23 protein-coding genes are annotated in these 24,000 nt (G+C 67.2%); 15 read left to right on the top strand and 8 right to left on the bottom strand.

Features of this window, described 5'->3' with window-relative positions; genetic code table 11:
* From G3N97_RS22625 to G3N97_RS22615, 3 genes are all read left to right on the top strand, one after another.
* A partial coding sequence (locus tag G3N97_RS22625; protein WP_205995199.1) for a hypothetical protein occupies positions 1-215 on the top strand: 215 nt, incomplete at its 5' end.
* A 273-nt stretch (positions 216-488) separates the two neighbouring features.
* Positions 489-1,436, top strand: a complete 948-nt coding sequence (locus tag G3N97_RS22620) for a bifunctional enoyl-CoA hydratase/phosphate acetyltransferase (RefSeq protein WP_205995198.1) — start codon at positions 489-491, stop codon at positions 1,434-1,436.
* Positions 1,433-2,734: an acetate/propionate family kinase gene (locus G3N97_RS22615; RefSeq protein ID WP_346778107.1), complete on the top strand. Its 1,302-nt coding sequence runs from the start codon at positions 1,433-1,435 to the stop codon at positions 2,732-2,734. Before G3N97_RS22620 ends, G3N97_RS22615 begins: the two co-directional genes overlap by 4 nt.
* A gap of 74 nt (positions 2,735-2,808) precedes the next feature.
* Here G3N97_RS22615 and G3N97_RS22610 read toward each other — a convergent pair whose 3' ends face one another.
* On the bottom strand, positions 2,809-3,456 hold the full coding sequence (locus G3N97_RS22610) for an alpha/beta hydrolase (protein ID WP_205995197.1): 648 nt from the start codon (positions 3,454-3,456) through the stop codon (positions 2,809-2,811).
* 322 nt (positions 3,457-3,778) lie between these two features.
* Here G3N97_RS22610 and G3N97_RS22605 point away from each other — a divergent pair, with 322 nt between their 5' ends.
* The 6 genes from G3N97_RS22605 to G3N97_RS22580 are packed head-to-tail and all read left to right on the top strand — an operon-like array spanning position 3,779 to position 7,905.
* Positions 3,779-4,729 (top strand): glyoxylate/hydroxypyruvate reductase A, encoded by a 951-nt coding sequence (locus G3N97_RS22605; protein WP_205995196.1) that lies wholly within the window; start codon positions 3,779-3,781, stop codon positions 4,727-4,729.
* 49 nt (positions 4,730-4,778) lie between these two features.
* Positions 4,779-5,711, top strand: coding sequence for a hydroxymethylglutaryl-CoA lyase (locus G3N97_RS22600; RefSeq protein WP_205995195.1), 933 nt, complete (start codon positions 4,779-4,781; stop codon positions 5,709-5,711).
* Positions 5,712-5,754: 43 nt separating this feature from the next.
* Positions 5,755-6,276: a YbaK/EbsC family protein gene (locus G3N97_RS22595; protein WP_065062019.1), complete on the top strand. Its 522-nt coding sequence runs from the start codon at positions 5,755-5,757 to the stop codon at positions 6,274-6,276.
* Between the two features lie 41 nt (positions 6,277-6,317).
* Entirely contained in the window at positions 6,318-6,551 is a 234-nt protein-coding gene (locus G3N97_RS22590) for a DUF1289 domain-containing protein (protein WP_205995194.1), read from the top strand.
* On the top strand, positions 6,548-6,988 hold the full coding sequence (locus G3N97_RS22585; protein WP_205995193.1) for a MaoC family dehydratase: 441 nt from the start codon (positions 6,548-6,550) through the stop codon (positions 6,986-6,988). The genes G3N97_RS22590 and G3N97_RS22585 overlap by 4 nt, the downstream gene beginning before the upstream one ends.
* The gene (locus G3N97_RS22580) at positions 6,982-7,905 is read left to right on the top strand and encodes an MBL fold metallo-hydrolase (RefSeq protein ID WP_205995200.1); all 924 of its coding nucleotides are present in this window, start codon (positions 6,982-6,984) and stop codon (positions 7,903-7,905) included. Before G3N97_RS22585 ends, G3N97_RS22580 begins: the two co-directional genes overlap by 7 nt.
* A 288-nt stretch (positions 7,906-8,193) precedes the next feature.
* On the opposite strand, the gene G3N97_RS22575 is transcribed toward G3N97_RS22580, so the two are convergent.
* Together G3N97_RS22575 and G3N97_RS22570 are read right to left on the bottom strand one after the other, a co-directional pair.
* Positions 8,194-9,561 carry a DUF445 domain-containing protein gene (locus G3N97_RS22575; protein WP_205995192.1) on the bottom strand — a complete coding sequence of 456 codons (1,368 nt, stop codon included), beginning with the start codon at positions 9,559-9,561 and terminating at the stop codon, positions 8,194-8,196.
* Positions 9,562-9,716: 155 nt separating this feature from the next.
* Positions 9,717-10,616 carry a DMT family transporter gene (locus G3N97_RS22570; RefSeq protein WP_205995191.1) on the bottom strand — a complete coding sequence of 300 codons (900 nt, stop codon included), beginning with the start codon at positions 10,614-10,616 and terminating at the stop codon, positions 9,717-9,719.
* Between the two features lie 159 nt (positions 10,617-10,775).
* Between G3N97_RS22570 and G3N97_RS22565 the strand changes: the two genes are divergently transcribed.
* The gene (locus G3N97_RS22565) at positions 10,776-11,246 is read left to right on the top strand and encodes an Lrp/AsnC family transcriptional regulator (protein WP_205995190.1); all 471 of its coding nucleotides are present in this window, start codon (positions 10,776-10,778) and stop codon (positions 11,244-11,246) included.
* A gap of 27 nt (positions 11,247-11,273) precedes the next feature.
* On the opposite strand, the gene G3N97_RS22560 is transcribed toward G3N97_RS22565, so the two are convergent.
* Positions 11,274-12,173, bottom strand: coding sequence for an alpha/beta hydrolase (locus G3N97_RS22560; RefSeq protein ID WP_205995189.1), 900 nt, complete (start codon positions 12,171-12,173; stop codon positions 11,274-11,276).
* Positions 12,174-12,370: 197 nt separating this feature from the next.
* Here G3N97_RS22560 and G3N97_RS22555 point away from each other — a divergent pair, with 197 nt between their 5' ends.
* Positions 12,371-13,330 carry a nitronate monooxygenase family protein gene (locus G3N97_RS22555; protein WP_205995188.1) on the top strand — a complete coding sequence of 320 codons (960 nt, stop codon included), beginning with the start codon at positions 12,371-12,373 and terminating at the stop codon, positions 13,328-13,330.
* Positions 13,331-13,405: 75 nt separating this feature from the next.
* Here the strand turns inward: G3N97_RS22555 and G3N97_RS22550 are convergent, their stop codons facing one another.
* The 3 genes from G3N97_RS22550 to G3N97_RS22540 form a co-directional block, all read right to left on the bottom strand.
* Positions 13,406-14,350, bottom strand: coding sequence for a LysR family transcriptional regulator (locus tag G3N97_RS22550; RefSeq protein WP_205995187.1), 945 nt, complete (start codon positions 14,348-14,350; stop codon positions 13,406-13,408).
* 183 nt (positions 14,351-14,533) lie between these two features.
* On the bottom strand, positions 14,534-15,643 hold the full coding sequence (locus G3N97_RS22545) for a porin (protein WP_205995186.1): 1,110 nt from the start codon (positions 15,641-15,643) through the stop codon (positions 14,534-14,536).
* A 715-nt stretch (positions 15,644-16,358) separates the two neighbouring features.
* Complete coding sequence (locus G3N97_RS22540; RefSeq protein ID WP_205995185.1) at positions 16,359-16,892, bottom strand: hypothetical protein; 534 nt, start codon at positions 16,890-16,892, stop codon at positions 16,359-16,361.
* Between the two features lie 606 nt (positions 16,893-17,498).
* Here G3N97_RS22540 and G3N97_RS22535 point away from each other — a divergent pair.
* Positions 17,499-18,539: a bile acid:sodium symporter family protein gene (locus G3N97_RS22535; protein WP_205995184.1), complete on the top strand. Its 1,041-nt coding sequence runs from the start codon at positions 17,499-17,501 to the stop codon at positions 18,537-18,539.
* 338 nt (positions 18,540-18,877) lie between these two features.
* On the top strand, positions 18,878-20,731 hold the full coding sequence (locus G3N97_RS22530; protein WP_241030762.1) for a phosphodiesterase: 1,854 nt from the start codon (positions 18,878-18,880) through the stop codon (positions 20,729-20,731).
* A 138-nt stretch (positions 20,732-20,869) separates the two neighbouring features.
* Here G3N97_RS22530 and G3N97_RS22525 read toward each other — a convergent pair whose 3' ends face one another.
* Complete coding sequence (locus tag G3N97_RS22525; RefSeq protein WP_042296285.1) at positions 20,870-21,025, bottom strand: DUF3309 family protein; 156 nt, start codon at positions 21,023-21,025, stop codon at positions 20,870-20,872.
* Positions 21,026-21,257: 232 nt separating this feature from the next.
* Here G3N97_RS22525 and G3N97_RS22520 point away from each other — a divergent pair, with 232 nt between their 5' ends.
* Positions 21,258-22,346 (top strand): LacI family DNA-binding transcriptional regulator, encoded by a 1,089-nt coding sequence (locus tag G3N97_RS22520; protein ID WP_205995182.1) that lies wholly within the window; start codon positions 21,258-21,260, stop codon positions 22,344-22,346.
* An 84-nt stretch (positions 22,347-22,430) separates the two neighbouring features.
* On the top strand, positions 22,431-23,750 hold the full coding sequence (locus G3N97_RS22515; protein ID WP_241030761.1) for an AGE family epimerase/isomerase: 1,320 nt from the start codon (positions 22,431-22,433) through the stop codon (positions 23,748-23,750).
* Positions 23,751-24,000 lie beyond the last annotated feature (250 nt).

Genomic DNA, 24,000 nt, shown 5'->3' with positions numbered 1-24,000 from the left:
GAAGCGCATGCGCTGCGGATCGGCAGGCGGCGCAAGGCGTGAACTGGCGCACGCGCGGCGCGGACCCGGCGGCACGCAAAACCACCAGGCGAGCGCAGGCGCCGCGCCGTGCTGCACTGCAGTATCCCAATCTAGGCAGCGCCCTGACGAAAGTCAAGGCGGACCGGATCGCGCAGTCGATGACATCATCGCCGCGCGCCGTGAATGAGGCGTGACAGGCGCGCTCGCGGGCGTTCGGCGGCCCTGCGACAAACGGTATCGGCACTGTTTTTTGCGGCCGCTAACGCGCTCCGCAGGCCGATGCGCGATGAATCGGCGTTCGCGCCACGCGCAATCCCCGGCTCGGCGCGACACCGCCCACGCGCACTTTTCGACCGGCGCCGCGCACGCTGGACTACACTGTTAGCGCTTTGCGCGCCGCAACATGCGCACGGCCGCCGCATCCGTTTTACCGCGTGGTTTCAGTCAACGTAGCGCCCTTCGAAGAGATGGACATGACTGCATCGCCCGACAAGTACTCGGTTCTGCTGGCGCGCTGCGCCGGCCTGCCGCCCGTGCCCACCGCCGTCGCGCATCCGTGCGATGTGTCGTCGCTGACGGGCGCGCTCGACGCCGCCAATCTCGGCCTCATTTCGCCGATCCTCGTCGGCCCCGAAGAGAAGATCCGCTCGGTGGCGCAGGAGGCCAATCTCTCGCTCGACAACGTCGTGATCGTCGACGTGCCGCACAGCCATGCCGCCGCCGAGCGCGCCGTGCACGCCGTGCGCGCGGGCGAGGCCGAGCTGCTCATGAAGGGCAGCCTGCACACCGACGAACTGCTGCACGAAGTGGCTTCGGGCGCGAACGGCCTGCGCACCGAACGCCGCCTCTCGCACGTGTTCGCGATGGACGTGCCCACGTATCACAAGCCGCTCTTCATCACCGACGCGGCCGTCAACATCTTCCCCAAGCTCGCCGACAAGGCCGACATCGTGCGCAACGCGATCGATCTCGTGCAGGCGCTCGGCATCGGCACGCCGAAGGTGGCGATCCTCGCGGCCGTGGAAACGGTCTCCGACAAGATGCCCTCGACGATCGACGCCGCCGCGCTCTGCAAGATGGCCGACCGCGGCCAGATCACCGGCGGCCTGCTCGACGGCCCGCTCGCCTTCGACAACGCGATCAGCGCCGAAGCCGCGCGCATCAAGGGCATCACGTCGCCGGTCGCGGGCGACCCCGACATCCTGCTCGTGCCCGACCTCGAAGCGGGCAACATGCTCGCCAAGCAGCTCACCTTTCTCGCGGGGGCGGAAGCGGCGGGCATCGTGCTCGGCGCGCGCGTGCCCATCATCCTCACGAGCCGCGCCGACACCGTGCGCTCGCGTATCGGCAGTTGCGCGATCGCGGTGCTGCTCGCCCACGCGCGGCGCGCGCGCATGACCGCGGAGGCGCTGTGACCGCACATCTCACTTCCGCCCAGCTCTCGGAGCAGCACGCCGCCGAAGGCCAGATCGTGCTCGTCGTGAACGCGGGCTCGTCGAGCATCAAGTGTTCGGTGTATCGCGTGATCGACGATCCGCACGCCGAAGCCGGCGCGCGCGCGATACACGGCGCGGGCGGCCAGATCGAAGGGATCGGCGTGGCGCCGCGCGTGGTCGCGCATATGGCCGACGGCCGCCTGATCGTCGACGAAAAATTCCCGGTCGCCCAGGTCGCCGACCACGACGCCGCGTTCCGTCTGCTGCGCCTCGTGCTCGCCGTCGGTTTGCGCGACACGCCGCCCGCCGCGATCGGGCATCGCGTGGTGCACGGCGGCGCGCACTTCACCGACGCCGTGCTCATCGACGACAAGGTGATCGAGGAACTCGACGCGCTCACGCCGCTCGCGCCACTGCATCAGCCGCACAATCTCGCGGCGATTCGCGCGGTGCGCGTGGCCGCGCCCGAGCTGCCGCAGGTGGCCTGTTTCGACACGGCCTTCCACGCAGGCAACGACATCATGGCGCAGCTGTTCGCGCTGCCGTTTCACTACTACGAGGAAGGCATCCGCCGATACGGCTTTCACGGGCTCTCGTACGAGTACATCGCGCATCATCTGCACACCGTTGCGCCCGATATCGCGCGCGGCCGCGTGATCGTCGCGCATCTGGGCAACGGCGCGAGCCTGTGCGCGATGAAGGACGGCAAGAGCGTGGAAACGACGATGGGCCTCACCGCGCTCGACGGCCTGCCGATGGGCACGCGCTGCGGCGCGCTCGACGCGGGCGCCGTGCTCTGGATGATGGCGCACGGCATGGACTACGCGGCGATCGAGAAGGTGCTGTATCAGGAGTCGGGGCTCAAGGGCATTTCGGGCCTCAGCAGCGATATGCGCGAACTGCTCGCGAGCGACAGCAAACAGGCGAAGCTCGCGGTGGACTTCTATACGTATCGGATCGCGCAGGAAGTGGGCAAGCTCGCGGTGGTGCTCGGCGGGCTCGATGCGCTGGTGTTCACGGCCGGGATCGGCGAGCATGCGGCGCCCGTGCGCGCGCAGGTGTGCGAGCGGCTCGCGCCGGTGTTCGGCATCGCGCTGGACACGGCCGCGAACGACGCGGGCAAGGAACGCGTGAGCGCGAGCGACAGCCGCGTGCCGGTGTTCGCGATTCCCACCGATGAAGAAGGCATGATCGCGCTGCACACGGCGCGTCTGCTGCGCGAGGCGCATGTGCATACGCAGCCCGATGCGGGCGCTGCGGCGCGGCTCGGGCAGTGAGCCTGGCCGCTACGTGAGCGCTGCACTCCAGCGCAAACGCCCACGCGCCTGACGACTCAGGCGCGCCGCCTCCCTCACGCGAACGCGGAGAGACCGCCCGGCAAGACCGGCGCGGCGCTTTCCACGTCGCGAACCGGCTCCGCCTGCGCTTCGTCGTCACGCAGACGCTTGGGCGCCTCGCAATGCACGAGCGTATCGATGAAATACTTCGCGCGCGGCCACGGACCGAAGCCCGCCGCCGAGTTGATGTGACCCGCATCGCCGAGATTCACGAACGCGCTGCCCAGTTGCTGCGCGAGCTGACGCGCGCCGGCGAGCGGCATCCACGGATCGGTTTCGCTGCCGATCAGAATCGACGGCACGCTCAGACGCCGCGCCTCGAACGGCCCGGCGAAACGGAACTTCTCGGGACTCGCGGGGGCGACGAACAGCACGCCCGCCACATCCGCGCCGAGCTTCCCCTGTTGCAGCGCGTGCGCGGTCACGAGGCAGCCGAAGCTGTGCGCCGCGAGCAGAAAGGGCCCGCGCTCGCCCGCCAGGCGCGCGCGCAGGGCGTCGCTCCAGACGGCCAGATCGGGAGCGTCCCAGTCGGCCTGCTCCACGCGCAGCGAGTGCGCGAACTGACGTTCGAGCCAGGTCTGCCAGTGCGCACCGTCGCTGCCGTGCAAACCGGGCACGGTGACGAGTCGCGGCGGCCAGCGGGATTGAGCGCACGAAAGCATGATTTTTTCCTCGCATCGAGAGGTCGAGCATGGATTGTGATCCGCGACCCGCGTGTGCCGAACCAATTTTTTTTGCTTTGCTTTTTCAGCGACGCCCGCCGACGCCCACCGGCAGGCAGTGCCGCCGCCCGCGTCGAGAAAGCCGGGCCAGCCGCGGCCCGAAAAAGTAGAATGGAGCGAATGCTGATTCAGTTGCCCATTCATCTGGCGATTCCGGTCGCCGGCTTCCGTCACTGAATTCCGTCGCGGGCTATAGCCGCCTTTTGCTTCTGCTTCCGCAGCCGGGGTTCGACACACAACGCGCAGCACGCTCACAAGCACGATGAAGATTCTGTTCTGGCTCCCGCAATCCGACGCTTCCGCCTGGCTTCAAGGCCTGTCCCGCGCGCTGCCCGCCGCGGAACTGCGTGCCTGGCAACCGGGCGACACCGCCCCCGCCGACTACGCCGTGGTCTGGCATCCGCCGCGCGAACTGTTCGCCGCGCGCCCCGGCCTCAAGGCGGTGTTCAACCTGGGCGCGGGCGTCGACGCGATCCTCGCGCTCGAACGCGAGCATCCCGGCACGCTGCCGAAGGACGCGCTGCTCGTGCGTCTCGAAGACTCCGGCATGGCGCCGCAAATGGCCGAATATGTGCAGCACGCGGTGCTGCGCTATCTGCGACGTTTCGACGACTACACGCAGCAGCAGACGCGCGGCGAGTGGCACGTGCTCGCGCCGCATCCGCGCGAAACCTTCACCGTGGGCGTGCTCGGCCTCGGCGTGCTGGGCGCGCAGGTCGCGCACGCGGTAGCCGCGCTCGGCGTGCCGGTGCGCGGTTTCTCGCGCAGCGCGAAGCGCCTCGACGGCATCGAGACCTTCTCGGGCGAGTTGCACGGCGCGCAATTCGACGCCTTCCTCGACGACGTGAAACTGCTCGTCAACCTGCTGCCCGCCACGCCCGACACCGAGAACGTGCTGAACGCGCGCACCTTCGGCAAGCTCGCGCGCGGCGCGTATGTCGTGAACGTCGCGCGCGGCACGCATCTGAACGAACAGGACCTGCTCGATGCGCTGACCAACGGCACGCTCGCCGCGGCCACGCTCGACGTGTTCCGCACCGAGCCGCTGCCGCACGATCATCCGTTCTGGCAGGAGCCGCGCATCACGATCACGCCGCATAGCTCGGCGCTGACCTTGCGCGACGAAGCGATCTCGCAGATCGCCGACAAGATCGAGGCACTCGCGCGCGGTGAAACCGTGAGCGGCGTCGTGCACGCCGCGCGCGGCTATTGAAATTCGGCTGAACGCCGCGCGCCGCCCCCACAAAAAACTGGAGACACACATGGCCAGCAACGCCTTGCCGCATGCCGTCAAGATCGTCGAAGTCGGACCGCGCGACGGTCTGCAGAACGAAAAGGAATTCGTGCCCACGGCGATCAAGATCGAGCTGATCGACCGCCTCACGCAAGCGGGTTTCGCGAACATCGAGGCGGCTTCGTTCGTCTCGCCGAAATGGGTCCCGCAGATGGCCGACGGCGCCCAGGTGATGGACGGCATCGCGCGCCGCACGGGCACGATCTACTCGGTGCTCACACCCAATCTGCGCGGCTTCGAAGGCGCGCTCGCCGCGCGCGCGGACGAGATCGTGATCTTCGGCGCCGCGAGCGAAGCGTTCTCGCAGAAGAACATCAACTGCTCGATCGCCGAAAGCATCGAGCGCTTCGCGCCCGTCGCCGAAGCGGCCAGGGCCAACGGCGTGCGCATTCGCGGCAGCGTGTCGTGCGCGCTCGGCTGCCCGTATCAGGGCGAAGTGCCAGTCGCGTCGGTGGTCGACGTCGTGGAGCGCTTCGCCGCGCTCGGCTGCGACGAGATCGATATCGCCGACACCATCGGCGTCGGCACCGCGAAGCGCGTGCACGAGGTGTTCGAAGCCGTCACGAAGGCGTTCCCGCGCGAGCGCCTCTCGGGCCACTTCCACGACACCTACGGCCAGGCGCTCGCCAACATCTACGCCGCGCTCGAAGAAGGCATCGCGATCTTCCACGCCTCGGTCGCCGGGCTCGGCGGCTGCCCGTACGCGAAAGGCGCGACCGGCAACGTCGCGACCGAGGACGTGCTGTATCTGATGAACGGCCTTGGCATCCGCACCGGCATCGACCTCGATCAGGTGGTCGCCGCCGGCGACTTCATCTCGACGGCCATCGGCCGCCCGAACGTCTCGCGCGCGGGCAAGGCGCTGCTCGCGAAACGGCAGAACGCCGCCGCGTGCGCGTGACCCGCCCGCGTACTCGCCACACTGCAACGAAGGACATCAGGACATGACGGAAACGCTCATCAACTCCGAGAAGGACGGCATCGACGCCCTGCCCGATTCCGCGCAACGCGTCGCGCTCCTGCTGCGCGATCACGGCCACGCCAAGCCGGTCGTACTGCTGCCCGAAACCGGCAAGACCTCGGCCGAAGCGGCCGCCGGACTCGGCTGCGAAGTCGCGCAGATCGCCAAGTCGATCCTGTTCCGCCGCCGCTCGGACGACGCGCCCGTGCTCGTGATCGCGAGCGGCGCGAATCGTGTCGACGAAAAGAAAGTCGAGGCGCACGTCGGCGCAATCGGTCGCGCGGACGCGAAGTTCGTGCGCGAGAAAACCGGCTATGCGATTGGCGGCGTGTGCCCGATCGGTCACGCCACCAAGCCCGTCACGCTGATCGACGCCGACCTGTTCTCGCTCGACAGCCTGTGGGCCGCCGCCGGCCATCCGCATGCGGTGTTCAATCTGTCGCCGCAGGAACTCGCGGCGATGACCGGCGCGCCCGTGGTCGACGTCGCGCTGCGCGACGCATGAGCGGCCGCGCACCGAACCCGTCGTCTGCGACGTCAGCGGCGATGTCGTCAACGACGGGCACGCCCTCGCCCTGCATCAGCGTGTGCCGCATGCACGAGCCGAGCGGCCTGTGCGAAGGCTGCCTGCGCACGCTCGACGAGATCGCCCTGTGGTCCACGTTCGACGACACCGCGAAACGCGCCGTCTGGGACGCGATCGAAACGCGCCACGCGAACTGGATCGCCGAGCGCTTCGGCGGTAAAAACAGCAACAACGGCGACGAGGCCGCGTCATGACCGCGCCCGCCCGCATCGTGCAGGTCGGCGAAACGTTTCGCTCGACGCTCGCGCTCTCGCCCGATTCGGTGAAGTCGTTCGCCACGCTCGTGAACGATCTGAACCCGCTGCATCACGACGACGACTACGCCGCGCAAAGCCGCTTCGGCGGCCTGATCGCTTCGGGCACGCAGCCCACCGCGCATTTCATGGCGCTGCTCGCGACGCATTATTCGCAGCACGCGCAGCCGCTCGGCCTCGAATTCGACATGAAGCTCAAGCGCGCCGCGCACGCGCACGACGTCATCACCTTCGAGTGGCGCGTGGTGGAGGCGTACTGGAAAGCGAGCCTGAACGGCGATCTCGTCAAGCTCGACGGCACGGCCACGAACCAGCGCGGCGAGACGCTCGTGATCGGCCGCGCGACCATCCTCGTGATGCCGAAGCCCGCATCATGACGCTGCCGGATTCGATCCGCGTATTCGAGCGCGGCTGGCTCTCGTCGAACAACGTGCTGCTCGTCGATGAAGCTCGCGCGGCGCTCGTCGATACCGGTTACGCCACGCATGCCGCACAGACCGTCGCGCTCGTGCAGCACGCGCTCGCGGGTCGCGCGCTCGACACGATCGTCAATACGCATCTGCATTCGGATCATTGCGGCGGCAACGCGCGATTGCAGGCGCAGTGGCGCTGCAACACGCTGATTCCCGCCGCCAGCGCCGACGCCGTGCGCGCGTGGGACGCCGCGCGCCTCACCTTCGACGCCACCGCGCAAACCTGCGAGCGCTTCACGTTCACGGGCACGCTCGCGCCGGGCGACCGGCTCTCGCTCGGCGGTTTCGACTGGGACGTGCTGGGCGCGCCGGGCCACGATCCCGATTCGCTGATGCTCTACGCGCCCGAGCCGCGCGTGCTGATCAGCGCCGACGCGCTCTGGGAAAACGGCTTCGGCGTGATCTTTCCGGAACTGGATGGCGCGAGCGGATTCGCCGAGCAGCAAGCGGTGCTCGACGTCATCGCGCAACTCGATATCGCCGTGGTGATTCCGGGCCACGGCGCGCCGTTCGCCGACGCGCGCGCCGCGCTCGAACGCGCGAATTCGCGTCTCGCGTGGCTGCGTGCCGATCCGGCGCGCAACGCGAAAAACGCGCTCAAGGTGCTGATCGTGTTCAAGCTGCTCGAAGTCCGCAGCCTGAGCTTCGACGCGCTGAACGCGATGGTGGCGAACGCATCGATCATCCGCGCTGCGGCGCAGCAACTCGCGCCCGAAAGCGCATGGCCCAACTTGTTGCGCGAGCTGACCGGCGAGCTGGCGAAAAGCGGCGCGCTGGTGCTGCGCGAACACGGCATCGAAGCGCCCGCCGGCGCGGTGTGAGCCGCGCTAAAAAAAACGCTCGTCCTTTTTCGGGGACGAGCGTGAGTATCGTGCTCTGACGTGATCAAACTGTCGAGCCGATCATACTCGCGCGAGAATACGCGCCGCATCAGTGATTTCCCTAAAAACGGGGCGGCATGAAATGCGGTGTAACAGCGCACATAGAATGCGCATCGCGCACACTTCGATCATGCAGAATTGCGCATTGATACAGGCGAAATCGGCGAAATTCAACGCGTACAAATTATTTCGCCATCCGAATCAATAGACGAAATCAGCGTGCGATTGTCAGAGACCGATATGCACGCGCAACCAGTCGAACAGATGCGAGCACAGATATAAACCGAGCCCGATCGTGCCGCCGATCACCGTGCCGTTCACGCGTATTTCCTGCAGATCCTTGCCGATCTTCAGTTCGATCAGGCGCGCGGTTTCGCGCGTGTCCCAGTTGCGCACCGTGTCGCGAATGTGATGCGTGAGATAGCGCGAAAAATCCGGCGCCATTGCGCGCGCGGCGTCTTCGAGATGGCCGTTGAGCGAGGCGCGCAGATCGGCGTCGGCGGCCAGCGCTTCGCCGAGCCAGCGTCCCGTTGCGGCCACTTTCGCGTGCAGCGTGGAATCGTGGCGTTCGAGATCGTCGCGCAGCCACGCGCGCAGGCTCTCCCATAGCTCGCGCGTGTAGTCGTTGAGCGCGCTGCCTTCGCGCAGGCTCGTCTTCAGTTCCTCGCCCTTGCGCAGAAACGCGGGATCGTTCTTGAGCTGCACGATCAGGCGCTGCACGATCTCGTCGAACTTCACGCGCAGATGATGCTCGCGGTCCTCGCTCACCTGCAGCAGCAAGCGGTTCACCGCGCTTTCCAGCACGCGCGCGCCGCTTTCGCCGATCCATTCCGAGGGCAGGAATTTCTCGGTCTTCGGAAACTCGCCCTTGAGCCCGTCGACAATGCGCGTCGCCACGAACGCGCGCGTGCTGTCTTCGGCCAGCAAGAGGCCGAGTTGATCGAGCAACTGGTCGAGCAGTTCCTGATGACGGCCGTCCTTCGTGAGCGTGTCGAGCAGCGCGCCCGCCGACTTCGAGAGATCGACCTTGTCGAGCGCCGCGTGCAGGCCGTCGCGGATAAAGCTCTGGATGCGCGCGTCGTCGGTGAGGCCGAGCAGGCCCGACATCAGCCGCACCGCGTAATCGCCGAGATGACGCGCGTTTTCGGGCGCGCGCAGCCAGATGGACAGACGCTCGACCGGATCGTGGCGGCGGATCAGCCCGACGAGCGAACTCACGTCGAGAAACTTCTCCTGCACGAAGGCGGCGAGTTCGTCGGCGATACGGTCCTTGTTGCGCGGAATCACGCCCGTGCGCCGCGCGATGAACGGAATCGGCACGCGCCGGAACAGCGCGACCACGGCGAACCAGTCCGCCAGCGCGCCGACCATCGCGGCCTCGCTCACCGCCTTGATGCCGTCGATCACCACGCCCGGCGGCGACAGCGCCGTGACGACGAACACCAGCGCCGCGCCCAGCAGTAGCGCCAGCGCGCGCCGCTTGGCGCGGCGCAGGTCGCGCTCGTCCTGGCTGGGTTCGGCGTGCGTGTCGCGCGTGCCGTGCTTGTCACGATGCGCGGGCGGGATCGGATCGGGCGATGAAGAAGGCGTGGTCATGCGGCTGACGCGTCGGGCGGTTCGAACCGCGCCATTATGCGGCCAGCGTGATGACGTCCGCCTCGGCCGCGCCGCATCGGCTTGATCTCGCCGCGAGCGAATTTGCCGCGCGCGTTGTTACGTGAACTGCGTGAATTGCGTGAAAACTGCGCGAGTCACGCGCCTTGCGCCTTGCTCCGCGCCGGCACGATGCGCCAGCCGAGATTGACGCCCGCCGCCGCGAGCAGGATCAGCGCCGCGCCCGCGACCTGGATCCACGCGAGCCGCTGACCGAAGGCGAACCAGTCGACCAGAATCGCCACCACCGGATAGATGAACGAGAGCGCGCCGGTCATCGCCGTCGGCAGCTTCTGGATCGCGCCGTAAAGCAGCACGTACATGATGCCCGTGTGCACGATGCCGAGCGTGACGATCTGCGCCCAGTGCACGGGCGTCGCGGGCAGCGTGCCGTAGTGGATGAACGGCGCGAGCGCGAACGCGCCGAACGCGAGTTGCACGAGCGCGATCAGATGCGGCGGCGTGCCCTTCAGATGCCGCGTGATGATCGACGAAATCGCGTAGAGAAACGCCGCGCCCGCCGCGCAGGCCACGCCGGTCAGATATTGGCCCGGCACCGCGAGCACGGCGGGCTGCACCTCGACCACGCCCACCAGCCCGACGAACGCCAGCGCGAGCCACACGACGGTGGACGCGCTCACGCGTTCGCGCAGCACCAGCACGCCGAGTCCGACCAGCATGAACGGCTGCGTGTTGTAGACGGCGGTGGCCATCGAAATGGAGGCGCGCGAATAGGCGGCGAACAGCAAAACCCAGTTCGCGACGATGGCCGCGCCGCCCGCCATCGCGAGCGCCAGCGTGCGCCACGGCAACCGCTGCCGGAACAGCCCGAGCGCCGCGCAGACGAGCGCGAGCATCGCGCCGCCCAGCACGCAGCGCATGAACGCGACGTTGATGGGCGCCTGCTGCGAATCGACGACGAGCCAGCCGATGGTGCCGGACATCAGCATCGCAACGATCATCTCGCCCGCGCCGCGGCGGATTTCGGGAGTGGCCATGAGTGCGTGTTCCTCGTGGAGGGATGCGTCGGTGAATGGTTGAAAGTCTACGCAGACCGCCTCGCGAAATACAGCGCTAAACTAAGGCACAACCGCTCGCCTGCCTTCGAATCGAAGGCACAAGACTCAAGCGAGCCAACAAACCGCAGGAGGTAGGCGATGAACAAGCGACCGAACCCGCCAGCCGCCGCCGCGCTCGACGAGATCGACCGCGCGCTGCTGGCCGCGCTCGTCGACGATGCGCGCGCGAGCGTGAGCGAACTCGCGCGGCTCGTCGGGCTGTCGGCGCCCAGCACCTCGGAGCGCTTGCGGCGACTCGAAGCGCAGGGCGTGATCGGCGGCTATACGGTGCGTATCGACCCGCGCGCGCTCGGCTACACGCTGCAGGCCATCGTGCGCGTGAAGCCGCTGCCGGGTCAGTTGCATCTGGTGGAAGACGTGATCCGCCGCATTCCCGAGTTCATCGAATGCGACAAGGTCACTGGCGACGACTGCTTCATCGCGCGTATCTGGCTGCATTCGATCGAGCAGCTCGACGAGATTCTCAACAAGGTCACCGAACGCGCGGAGACCAGCACGGCGATCGTCAAGTCGACGCCTGTGTCGCGCCGCCTGCCGCCGCTCGGCTGATCCGCGCCTGCGGGTTCGGTCCGGACGCTAGTCCTGCCGCTCGGTCGCCTCGAAGAACGACAGGATCTCGGCGGTCAGTTCCGCGCTCGCTTCCTCGGGAATGTAATGGCCGCAGTCGAGCGCGCGGCCGCTCACGTCGCGCGCCACCTTGCGCCATTCGGCGAGCGGATCGAAGCACTGCTCGATCACGCCATGCTCGCCCCACAGCACGCGCAGCGGGCACGCGACCTTGTGGCCGCGCTCGATATCGGCGCGGTCGTGTTCGAGGTCGATGGTCGCCGACGCGCGATAGTCCTCGCACATCGCGTGCACCGCGCCGGGCTGGCGCAGCGCCGCGCGGTACGCGCCGAGCGCCTTGGGCGCGAACGGCGCGAGGCCCGCGTGACGACTGCCCATCACGCGCTCGATGTAGGCGTCGGGATCGGCGCCGATCAGCGCTTCGGGCAGCGGCTCGGGCTGGATCAGCAGGAACCAGTGGAAATAGAGCGTGGCGAATTCGCGGTTGGTCTGCTCGTACATGGCGAGCGTGGGCGCGATGTCGAGCAGCATCAGGCGCTCGACGGCGTCCGCGTGATCGAGCGCCATGCGATGCGCGACGCGCGCGCCGCGGTCGTGCGCGCAGACGAGAAAGCGCTCGAAGCCGAAGTGACGCATGACCGCGACCTGATCGGCGGCCATCGCGCGCTTCGAATAGGCGGCGTGCGTGGCGTCGCTCGGCGGCTTCGACGACGCGCCGTAGCCGCGCAGGTCAGTGGCGATCACGGTGAAGTGCTTCGCCAGATCGTCCGCGCAGCGATGCCAGATCATGTGCGTCTGCGGATGACCGTGCAGCAGCAGCAACGGCGGTCCGTCGCCGCCCTTGATGCCCGCGATCTCGACACCGTTCGCGGTGGGAACGGTGAAGGGCGTGAATCCATCGAACGGCATGGCATGTCTCCCTGGTGTGCTTGTTGGTCTGTGCGACATTGTAGGAGGGGCGTGCGGCGCGCAGCGGCGCTTTCGGGCCCGAAAAGCTAGAAACCGAACACTCCCTCCAGACGATGCGACGCATGGGCGGCATGCGCGCCAGGACGCGCACCTATAATCGAACGACCGTTTTATAAGCGATGTAAGGAGATCCCGTCATGGCATTGCCCGCCGTCCTGCAGAACCTGTCCTTGCCCGTCGTCGCCTCGCCGATGTTCATCGTGAGCTATCCCGAGCTCGTGCTCGCGCAGTGCAAGGCGGGCATCGTCGGCTCGTTCCCGGCGCTCAACGCGCGCCCCGCCGAACTGCTCGACGAATGGCTCACGCAGATCGAGGAGCAGCTCGCCGCGCACAAGGCCGCGAACCCCGACGCCGTGATCGGCCCGATCGCCGTGAACCAGATCGTCCATCAGTCGAACGCGCGGCTCGAACACGACATCCGCGTCTGCGTGGAACATCGCGTGCCGATCTTCATCACGAGCCTGCGCGCGCCGCCGCGAGAACTGCTCGACGCGGTCCACAGCTACGGCGGCATCGTGCTGCACGACGTCATCAATCTGCGTCATGCGGGCAAGGCGCTCGAAGCGGGCGTGGACGGGCTGATCCTCGTCGCGGCGGGCGCGGGCGGCCACGCGGGCACGACGTCGCCGTTCGCGCTGGTGGGCGAAGTGCGACGCATCTTCGACGGCCCGATCGTGCTCTCGGGCGCGATCGCCAACGGCGGCTCGATCCTCGCCGCGCAGGCGATGGGCGCCGATCTGGCCTATATGGGCACGCGCTTCATCGCGACCCAGGAAGCGCACGCGGTCGAGGCGTACAAGCACGCGATCCTCGAAGCCAAGGCCGCCGACATCGTCTATACGAACCTGTTCACGGGCGTGCACGGCAACTACATCCGCGAAAGCATCGTGAACGCCGGGCTCGATCCGGACGCGCTGCCCGAGTCGGACAAGTCGAAGATGAGCTTCGACAGCGGCGCGGCGAAGGCGTGGAAGGACATCTGGGGCGCGGGCCAGGGCGTCGGCCTGATGGACGACGTGCCGTCGGTGGCGCAACTGGTCGAGCGCCTGAAGCAGGAGTACGGCGAGGCGAAGGCGCGGCTGGGTATCGGGAAATAAAGCGGGAAGTAAAGCCGGAGATAAAGCGGGCGATAAAACGGGCGGCGCGCGACCAGTCCGCAACCGCCCGCGCCGCTAGACGACCTTGCGCAAGGCCGCCGCGCGGATCTGTTCCACGCCCGGCCAGAGCGCGCGCGAGCCGAAGCGTTCGGCGAGGAAATCGACGAACGAACGCACCTTCGCCGACAGATGGCGGCGGCTCGCGTAGACGGCGTAAATCGGCAGCTCGCGCGGCGGCAGCGCGTCGACGAGCAGCGGCACGAGGCGGCCCTCAGCGATATCGTCGCCGATCACTTCGGTGCCGAGCATCGACAGCCCGCCGCCCTGCAACACCACCACGCGCAGCGCCTCCAGGTGATTGACGATCAGGTTGCCGGCCGGCTTCGCACGCGCGCCCGCCTCCGAGAACGGCGCCAGCTCGGCCGCCGACGCGCCCGCGTAATGCACGAACTTGTGCTTCGCGAGATCGGCGACCGTCTTCGGCACGCCGTGGCGGCGCAGGTACTCGGGCGAGGCGCACAGCACGATATGCGCGGTGGCGAGCGGCCGCGCGATCAGCGAAGACGACTTGAGACCCGAAGGCGAGGCGCGGATCGCCACATCGAAACCCTCGTCGATCAATTCGACAACGCGGTCCGACAGCGTGATATCGACGGTCACCTGCGGGAAATCGGCGGCGTAGTCGGCGACCGCGCCCATCACGTGGCGCAGCCCGAACGCCGTCAGCGACGACACGCGCAACCGCCCTTGCGGCACCACGCTCGCGGCGCCGACGGCCTGACCGGCCTCGTCGAGTTCGGTGAGCGCCTGGGCCACGCGCTCGTAATATTCGCGCCCGGCCTCGGTCGGCGCGACGCGGCGCGTGGTGCGGTTCAAGAGCCGTGCGCCGAGCTGCTGTTCGAGGTGCATCACATGCTTGCTCGCCATCGCCGCCGACATGCTCATGCGCTCGGCCGCCGCCACGAAGCTTCCCGCCTCGACCACCTGCCGGAACACTTTCATGCTGACGAGGGTATCCATCGCGTCTTTCTTCCCGCAAAAATCAGGTTAATCAGGAAACAAATCAGGAAATAATCCGCGATATTGTGCGCGCTTTATCAAATCCTGGTAGCCAAACGCCCAGGCGCCGCCGTTGCGCGCGCAATAAAAAACCCCGCGCTGCGAACAGCGCGGGGTTTTTTCCCGGCGGGTGAAAGCGCGTGCCTAGAACTTCGCGCGCACGCCCACGCCGTAGGTCATGCCCGACGACATGTTGTCGTAGTGGTCGTACATGTAGGCCGCGTAGACGTCGGTGCGCTTCGACAGCGGATAGTCGTAACCGACCGCCGCCGTGTTGTGCGTCTGGTTCAGGCCGCCGCTGTCGCGCGAGTACGCGTACGACGCCATCACCGTGCCCGGGCCGGCCGGCACCGAGACGCCGCCCTGCGCCGTGTTCACGTGCCAGCTGCTGATGCTGCTGTTGTTGTTCGTGTACATGTACTGGCCGAAGAACTTCACGTACTTGAGGTCGTACGACAGGCCGACCTGCGCGACGCCCTGGCTGCGCAGACCGACGATGGTCGCGTCGCCGCTGACGATGCTGCCGATGTCGCCCGGCGTGCTGTTGAAGTTCACGTACTGATACACGGCCGTGGCCGCGAACGGGCCGTGGAAGTACAGCGCCTGAGCACTCCACTTCTTCTTGCCGTTGTCGCCGGCCTGGTTGCCGAGCGCGTACATCACCGAGCCCGACAGGCCGTTGAAGTTCGGCGTCGAGTACTGCACCGCGTTGTTCCAGCCCGAGTCGCCCACCACGCCCTGGTCGGTCGTGTAGGTCGGGTAGGTCGAGAGGCCGAGATAGACGTGGTACACCATCGGCGAGAAGGTGTACGAGTCGATGAACGGGTTGAACAGGATCGTCGAGACAAACAGTTGCGTCGTCAGGCGGCCCGCCGTGAACGTACCGTACGGCGATTCGAGGCCGACGTAGGCGTTACGCGCGAAGAAGGTGTCGCCGGAGAAGCGGCCGTCCTGGCCGTTTTGCGCGCGGAAGAAGCTTTCGAGCGCGAAGATCGCCTTGTAGCCGTTGCCGAGGTCTTCCGAGCCCTTCAAGCCCCAATAGGACGTCGACATACCGCCGCCGCCGACGTTCCAGGCCGTCTGGCTGCCGGGAAAGCGCGTCGCGCCGACCCATTCGTCGACCTGACCGTAGAGCTGAACGCTCGATTGCGCAAACGCCGACGACGATGCGCCGGCGAGAACGGCGGCGATGGCGCACGCCTTGAGAGACGTGCGCAAGGGCGTGCGCAGCGCGCGGCTGACGGCTGTATTCATGAGTTCTCCTGTCCTTGTCAAAAAAGTGAGACTGGCGGCTAAGGCGCTCGCGCAAACCGTTTGTTTTTCGTCGTTCGCAGACGTGACCGTTCTGGGCGGATCCATCTTTGCGGACCATTTTTCTGGACAAAAATATCGGTTGTTATCGCCGGTATATCGGCCCGATTAGTTTGTCGCCCGTGAAACCTGCCTGGTCGGTTTTTGTCGCCTCGTCCGCTGCGGCGCAGCATCGACGTCGCTCGATGCAGCACCTTTGTCAGCGGGGCTTTGACCCGGTTTTCACGCGCGCCGGCGCTTCCGATGACGCGCCGCCGTAGCGAAGGCGAGATTTGATGACGAAAGGGTTCTGTATGACGAGTGATTTCCAAAAAAGTGTGGTATCCACGCGTCAGTTTCGCGATACGGCGGCGCAGGCGGCGTGTGGAAGCGCTTTCGCCGATTTCGCGCGACGGGGATCGCGGCGCGTCGGGCGAATCGCAAGACAGCGGGAAGCGCGCCGAAAGTACGCTTGAAAGACGATCGGAAGTGAAGCGGAGCGGATTGCGCGGGGAAGGGAGAGGGACGCGCGGGCGGGAAGAGACGGTGGTGTGCGTGGGCGCAGGGTGCGCGCGTGATCGGCAGGGCGGCGCCCGTGGCAGTTAGTTGCGATTAACCGAAGCCGAAGCCGCCTAACACGCCTCGGCGGTGGCCCTGCCCGTCAGTTAGTTGCGTGGACTCAGTTTCGATACGGCGACGACATCGGCGGACGAGGCACATCGCCGCCGCCGCGCGAGAACGGACGGAAGCCGCCGCCGCGCTCTTCGTTATAGCGCGCGACGTCTTCGCGGATCGAACCGGCGCGCACCGGCGAATCGGCGGGCGGATGCGGCACCTGACGCGTTTCCGCGCTCACGGGCTGGATGGGGCCGTGATAGCCGCCGCCCGTGCCGAAGCCGTTGCCATAAGGGTTGCTGTAGGGATTGCCGCCGTAGCCGCGCGAGCCGCCGCTATTTTCGCGACGCTCGGCCTGACGGCCGCCGCCGCGCTCGCGCCAGCCGCCCTGATCGGCGACGCGCATCGGCATGGGAGCCGCGCCGCCGTGCGGAACGTAGCGCATGCCGGGCATGCTCTGCATGCCGCCATAACCGCGTGGCGCCTCGCGCACCACGGGCGCGCGCTGAAAACCGCCGCCTGCGCCGTGGAAGCCGGGTTGTGCATGGGCGAGCGCAACGAGGGCCGTTAAACCGGCCCCCAGTATCCACTGCCTCATCCGTAACAACCCTGCACGCATTGTGTCGATCACCTGCCCGACGATCAGCATGGCGTCCAGCCACTCGGGCCATGGCGGGCCAGTTCCCGGAAGCGTGCACGGCGCGTAACGATTGCCGCCGCAACGGTCGCCCTGACGTTCCTTGACGGTAATTTATGGGCGCCCGGAAGGGGTGTCGAGCCAAAAAATGTTATGCCCTCGGAAGGGTTGTAACACCATGTTACTGCTGGATTTTCGTGCTTTCCGGAGCGCTCCGGGCAGGCCCGCTTCGTGCTCCTGAAAGCCCAGCCCGCGTGGCTTTGCGGGCAGCCGGCACGGATCGTTCGGCATGCTTCGCGATGCCTCTTTCGCCTGAGGAATAAGGTGATGGGAAGGCGCGTTGTCTCGCGTTGTCTCGCGTTGGCGACACCCGCCGGCGACCCTGCCGGTCGTCGCGAAAATCGCGCCTGAAACCCGCGACTTCATGCGCACTGCTCATTAATCAATTCTTCAAATGAATTTGCATTTTCAATGGCCTTGCGCCGACAATAGCGTTCCCGATGATCCGTTGTGCGCCCATCGAACCGCGCACAGCGAGGCGCTGCTGCGCGCACCCGAGATTGTGTAATGGCTCGTCCGAAATTCCTGCCCGATAACTTCACGCTGTGCCTCGTCGGCACCGTGATCCTCGCCAGCCTGCTGCCCGTGCACGGCGCGGCCACCGTGCCGTTCAACTGGCTCACGAACGTGGCCGTCGGCCTGCTGTTCTTCCTGCACGGCGCCAAGCTCTCGCGCGAGGCGATCGTCGCGGGCGCCACGCACTGGCGTCTGCACCTCGTCGTGCTGGCGAGCACCTTCGTGCTGTTCCCCGTGCTCGGCCTCGCGCTCAAGCCGCTGCTCTCGCCGCTCGTCACGCCCGCGCTCTATATGGGCGTGCTGTTCCTCTGCACGCTGCCCTCCACCGTGCAGTCGTCGATCGCGTTTACCTCGATCGCGCGCGGCAATGTGCCGGCGGCCGTGTGCAGCGCGTCGGCGTCGAGCCTGATCGGCATCTTCGTCACGCCCGCGCTGGTGAGCCTCGTCGTCACCAATCAGACGGCCGGCGGCACCTCGGCGTGGCACACGGTCTGGAACATCGTGCTGCAGCTGCTCGTGCCGTTCGTCGCGGGCCAGTTGCTGCGCCCCGTGATCGGACGCTGGATCGAGCGCAATCGCGGCGTGCTCAAGTTCGTCGATCAGGGCTCGATCCTGCTGGTGGTGTTCGGCGCGTTCTCGGAAGCCATCAACGAAGGCCTCTGGCACCACACGCCGCTCGCCGCGCTCGGCGGGCTCGTGGTGGTGAACGCGGTGCTGCTCGCGCTGGCGCTCGGCATCACGATGTTCACGAGCAAAAAGCTGGGCTTCTCGCGCGCGGACCAGATCACCATCATTTTCTGCGGCTCGAAGAAGAGCCTCGCGGCAGGCGTGCCGATGGCGAAGGTGATCTTCGCGTCGAACGCCGTGGGCGCGGTCGTGCTGCCGCTGATGCTGTTCCACCAGATCCAGCTGATGGTGTGCGCGGCGCTCGCCCAGCGCTGGGGCGCACGCGACATGAGCGCCGAGCGCGCAACCGATGCCGGCGACGAATCGCGCGCCGGCGGCGAACGCACGGCGGCCGCGCGTCGATAACGCCTTCGGTGGGCGCGGCCGCGCCCACCGTGTTCCTCTCGCTGCCGGGTTCTTCGCGCAGCCCCCCCTCCTCACCGACCGACCCGCGCCACTCGCTCGCGCGCTCGTCTTCCTCCCCCGCTTCCCGCCTTCATCGCGACCTTGACGCCCCGCGGCCACAGCACCGCGCCGCGCAAACGTTAGCCTCCCGGTCCGCGCCCCCTTTTCGTCTGACTGTCATTAAAAGTTCATTCAATTGGCAGACGCTGCTGCCGTTATTTCTGTCGTCAAAGCCTGTCGTGGCTCTTTCCATGTCTGCACGCGCGTCCACGCCGCCGGTCCAGAGGACTGCGGCTCCGATGGCTATTCCGTTGTCCGCCGCCAGCCCGGCCGGCATCGAAGCCCTGATCGCCCAGCGCCAGCTGCGCGCCGTCTTCCAGCCGATCGTCGATTTCGACGATGGCGTGATCCTCGGTTACGAGGGGCTCGTGCGCGGCCCCGCCGGTTCGCCGCTCGAATCGCCGGCCGCCCTGTTCGCCGAAGCGAACCGCGCCGGCTGCACGCTCGCGCTCGAACGCGCCGCGGCCGCCGCCTGCATCGCCGCCTTCGCGCAGCTCGGCTGCCAGGGCAAGCTGTTCCTCAATTTCAGCGCCGACGCCCTGCGCGACCTGACCGATCACGGCCGCGACACGCTCGCGCTGTTCGACGGCACGCTCGACGCGCACCGCGTCGTCATCGAGCTGACCGAGCAATGCGCGGTCGAGGACGTGCACGGCTTCAAGCACGTGGTCGCGGCGCTGCGCGCGGCGGGCGCGCAATTCGCGCTCGACGACTACGGCAGCGCCAACGCGAGCATGAACGTGTGGGTGCAGTTGCAGCCCGACGTCGTGAAGATCGACCGCTTCTTCATCCAGGACATCGCCAACGACGCGCTCAAGTTCGAAGCCGTGCGCGCGATGCAGCACTTCGCCCAGGCGAGCGGCGCGCGGCTCGTCGCGGAAGGCATCGAGAACGAAGCCGATCTGATCGTGCTGCGCGACATGGGCATCGCGACCGGTCAGGGCTTCTTCCTCGGACGACCCGAGGCGCAGCCGCCGCGCGCGCTGGCCGAACGCGCGCGCGACGCGCTGCGCGCGCAGCACATCGCCGTGTTTCCGGAAGCCACGCGGCACACGGGCGCGAGCGGCAACGGCAGCGCGCCCGCGGAGAAAATGCGCGTGCACGCGCCCGCGCTGCCGCGCAAGGCGACCAACAACGACGTGCTCGAACTCTTCACGCGCCTGCCCGACCTGCACGCGGTAGCCGTGGTCGAAGGCGAGACGCCGATCGCGCTGATCAACCGGCGCGCCTTCATGGACCGCTACGCGCTGCCGTATCACCGCGAGCTGTTCGGCAAGAAGGCGTGTCTGCAATTCGCGAATGCTTCGCCGGTGCTGATCGAACAGACCATGAGCGTCGAGCAGATGGCGACGCTGCTCGCGAGCGACGACCAGCGCTATCTCGCCGATGGCTTCGTGATCACCGACAGCGGCCGTTACGCCGGGCTCGGCACCGGCGAGAGCCTCGTGCGCGCGGTCACCGAAGTGCGCATCCAGGCCGCGCGTTACGCGAATCCGCTCACCTTTTTGCCGGGCAACATTCCGATCAGTTCGCACATCGACCGGCTGCTTTCGCACGACGCGGGCTTTCACGCCTGCTACGTCGATCTGAACCAGTTCAAGCCGTTCAACGACCAGTACGGCTACTGGCAGGGCGACGAGGTGCTGAAGTTCGCGGCGCAGGTGCTCGCCGACGCGTGCGATCCCACGCGCGATTTTCTCGGCCACGTGGGCGGCGACGATTTTCTGGTGCTATTCCAGAGCGAAACCTGGCGCGAGCGCGTGCGTCATGCGATCGAGACCTTCAACGCGGGCGCGCAGCGTTTCTACGCGCCCGCCGACCGGCTCGCGGGCGGCATCCACGGCGAGGACCGCCAGGGGCATCCGGCCTTCTTCGCCTTCGTGACGATGGCGGTCGGCTGCGTGCATATCGCGCCGGGCCACGGCTCGCAGCATGGCAGCGATGCGATCGCGTCGCTGGCCGCCATCGCCAAGCGCCGCGCGAAGCAGGAAGCGAGCGGACTCGTCGTGATCGACGGCGGCGAAAGCGCGACGCTGCTGCCCACGCTCACGACGACGACGGCGAGCGGCCAGGCAAAAGCATCCTCGGCTTAGCGCGCGGCTTGAAGCGCAATCAGACGAACGGGCAAACGAAGGCAGACGAAAAAAACGAGGCCGGCGCGGATCACTCCGCGCCGGCCTCGTCGCTTCTGAGCGCGTCACGCAACTGCCGCGCCCCTCACGCCTACGCCGCTAGATCGTCCCCATCAACACCAGCACGACCACGACGATGACCACGATGCCCAGCGTGCCGGACGGCGCGTAGCCCCAGGACCGGCTGTGCGGCCAGGCAGGAAAGGCGCCAATCAGCAGCAGGATCAGTATGACGAGAAGCAAGGTGCCGAGCATGATGCCTCCGTTCCGTTTCGAATGATGACCTGCGACATAGCGCAAACGACGTGCCCGCATCCTGCGCGACCGACCATGTTTAGGAAGTTTTACTAAACATGTCAATTTACGTTTATTGCCGTGATTACGGGTATTTACGGGGGATTTTCGGCCCGATGCAACGTTGTGCGCCCCGGTTTTTACTATACAATCGCCGCACACCTGACCACACCAGCCAGGGCTAACAGGAATCATGGGGACAACCATTCGCGACGTCGCGCAGGCGGCCAACGTGTCGATCGGCACGGTGTCCCGCGCGCTGAAGAACCAGCCGGGGCTTTCCGAAGCCACGCGCGCGCGCATCGTCGAGATCGCGCAGTCGATGGGCTATGACAGCGCACAGCTGCGTCCGCGCATCCGTCGCCTCACCTTCCTGCTGCACCGCCAGCACAACAACTTCGCGGCCAGCCCGTTCTTCTCGCACGTCCTGCACGGCGTGGAAGACGCGTGCCGCGAACACGGCATCGTGCCCGCGCTGCTCACCGCCGGTCCCGCCGACGACACCATCCAGCAATTGCGCCTGCACGCGCCCGACGCGGTCGCCGTGGCGGGCTTCGTCGAGCCGGAAACGCTCGCCGCGCTGGTTGCGCTGCAACGCGCGCTCGTGCTGATCGACCTGTGGTCCGAGGGGCTGCGCTCGGTGAACATCGACAACGCCGCGGGCGCGGCGCTCGCCATGCATCACCTGTTCGCCATGGGGCGGCGGCGCGTGGCGTTTATCGGCGGGTCGCTTGCGCACTACAGCATCGCGCAGCGCGCGCTCGGCTACCGGCGCGCGTTCTTCGAAGCGGGTCTGCTGTTCGATCCGTCGCTCGAAACCACCATCGAAGGCGGCCTCGATCCGGACACCGGCGCGGCGCTCGCAATGCAGCGTCTGCTCGACGGCGCGCGCCAGCGCGGCGAGGCGGCGCCCGACGCCGTGTTCGCCTACAACGACGCCGCCGCGCTCGCCGCCCTGCGCGTGTGCCAGGCGAACGGCCTGCGCGTGCCCGAGGACATCGCCATCGTCGGTTTCGACGATATCGCCGCCGCCGCGCACGCCACGCCCGCGCTCACGACGCTCGCCGTCGACAAGGAAGCGCTCGGACGGCGCGGCGTCGAATTGCTGCTCGAAGAAACGCCGCAGGCGAACGAGATCGTGCTGCCGGTGCGGCTCGTCGAACGCGCGAGCACGACGGGCGGCGGGTTGAAACCGGCGTTGAAACCGGCGCCGAAATCCACCGCGCCGCCGCCGTTGGAAACCGTCGCGCGCCGCGGCAAGACGCAGCCCGAAGCATCCTGATACGGCCACAGAATCACGCCGCATCGCCAGAACAACGTAGCAAACCGAATCAAGCCGAACCCACGCAGCCGAGATGAGAAAGCCATGACGAAGCCATCCGACACCGCACCCACCGTTGAAGCCCAGACCGCCGCGCCCGCCGTCGCGAGCTTTCGGGACCGCGCCTTCCTGCTCGGCCATATCGCCGACACGCTGCGCTTCTACGCGCCCAACGTGTACGACCCGTCGGGCGGCTTCTTCCACTATTTCCGCGACGACGGCTCGATCTACAACGCGCATTCGCGCCATCTGGTGAGCAGTTGCCGCTACGTGTTCAACTACGCGATGGCGTACCGCGAAACCGGCGAGGCGCAGCATCTCGACTACGCGCGCCACGGCCTGCAATTCCTGCGCGAAGTGCATTGGGACCCGCAGCTCGAGGGTTACGACTGGGAGATCGACTGGCGCGACGGCCAGAAGCGCACGCTCGACGCCACGCGCCACTGCTACGGCCTCGCCTTCGTGCTGCTCGCTTACGCGCACGCCGCGATGGCCGGCATCGAAGAAGCGAAGCCGATGATCGCCGCCACCTTCGAGCTGATGGAGCATCGCTTCTGGGACGGTGCGGCGGGCCTCTACGCCGACGAGGCGAGCGCCGACTGGGAGGTCTCCAGCTACCGCGGCCAGAACGCCAACATGCACACCACCGAGGCGCTGCTCGCGGCCTACGAGGCGACCGGCCATCTGGTCTATCTCGACCGCGCCGAGCGCGTCGCGTCGAACATCACGCTGCGTCAGGCGCGGCTCTCGCAAGGGCTGGTCTGGGAGCACTTTCACGCCGACTGGTCGGTCGACTGGGACTACAACAAGGAAGACAGCACGAACATCTTCCGCCCGTGGGGGTTCCAGCCGGGCCACCAGACCGAATGGGCCAAGCTGCTGCTGATTCTCGAACGTCATCGTCCGCTGCCGTGGCTGCTGCCGCGCGCGATCGAGCTGTTCGACGCGGCCATGATGCACGCCTGGGACAACGATCACGGCGGGCTCTACTACGGCTTCGGGCCCGACTACACCGTCTGCGATCACGACAAGTATTTCTGGGTCCAGGCCGAGACCTTCGCCACCGCCGCGCTGCTCGGCAAGCGCACCGGCAACGAGCGCTTCTGGGACTGGTACGACGAGATCTGGCGCTATAGCTGGAAGCATTTCGTCGATCATCGCTACGGCGCGTGGTATCGCATCCTCACCTGCGACAACCGCAAGTACAGCGACGAAAAGAGCCCGGCCGGCAAGACCGACTATCACACCATGGGCGCGTGCTACGAAGTCCTGAACGCGCTGCCCGGACGCGGCATGGCGCCGATCGTCGGACGCGAGGAAGAAGACGCGAACGTCGGTGCCAACGGCACGGACGGCGCGGCCTGATCCGCGCGCCGCGTCACGACATCACCGCAACGCACTGGCAAAGCACCGGCAACGCACAAGCAACGCACCCGCGACCGATTCAGCGAAGGAACATGCGATGAGCACCTGCAGCACTGGCCCCGACTTCTCGACCGGCTTCCCCGCCTTCATTTCGGCGGGCGACATCCTCACCGATCTCGTGCGCGGCGCGGCGCCCGAGGGCTCGGCGCACACGGGCGCGCCGGGCACCGATTCGAGCTGGCGCGCGCAT

The organism is Paraburkholderia sp. Ac-20347, assembly GCF_017104805.1.
GTDB lineage: Bacteria > Pseudomonadota > Gammaproteobacteria > Burkholderiales > Burkholderiaceae > Paraburkholderia > Paraburkholderia tropica.
This window is presented reverse-complemented; position numbering and strand designations above follow the sequence as displayed.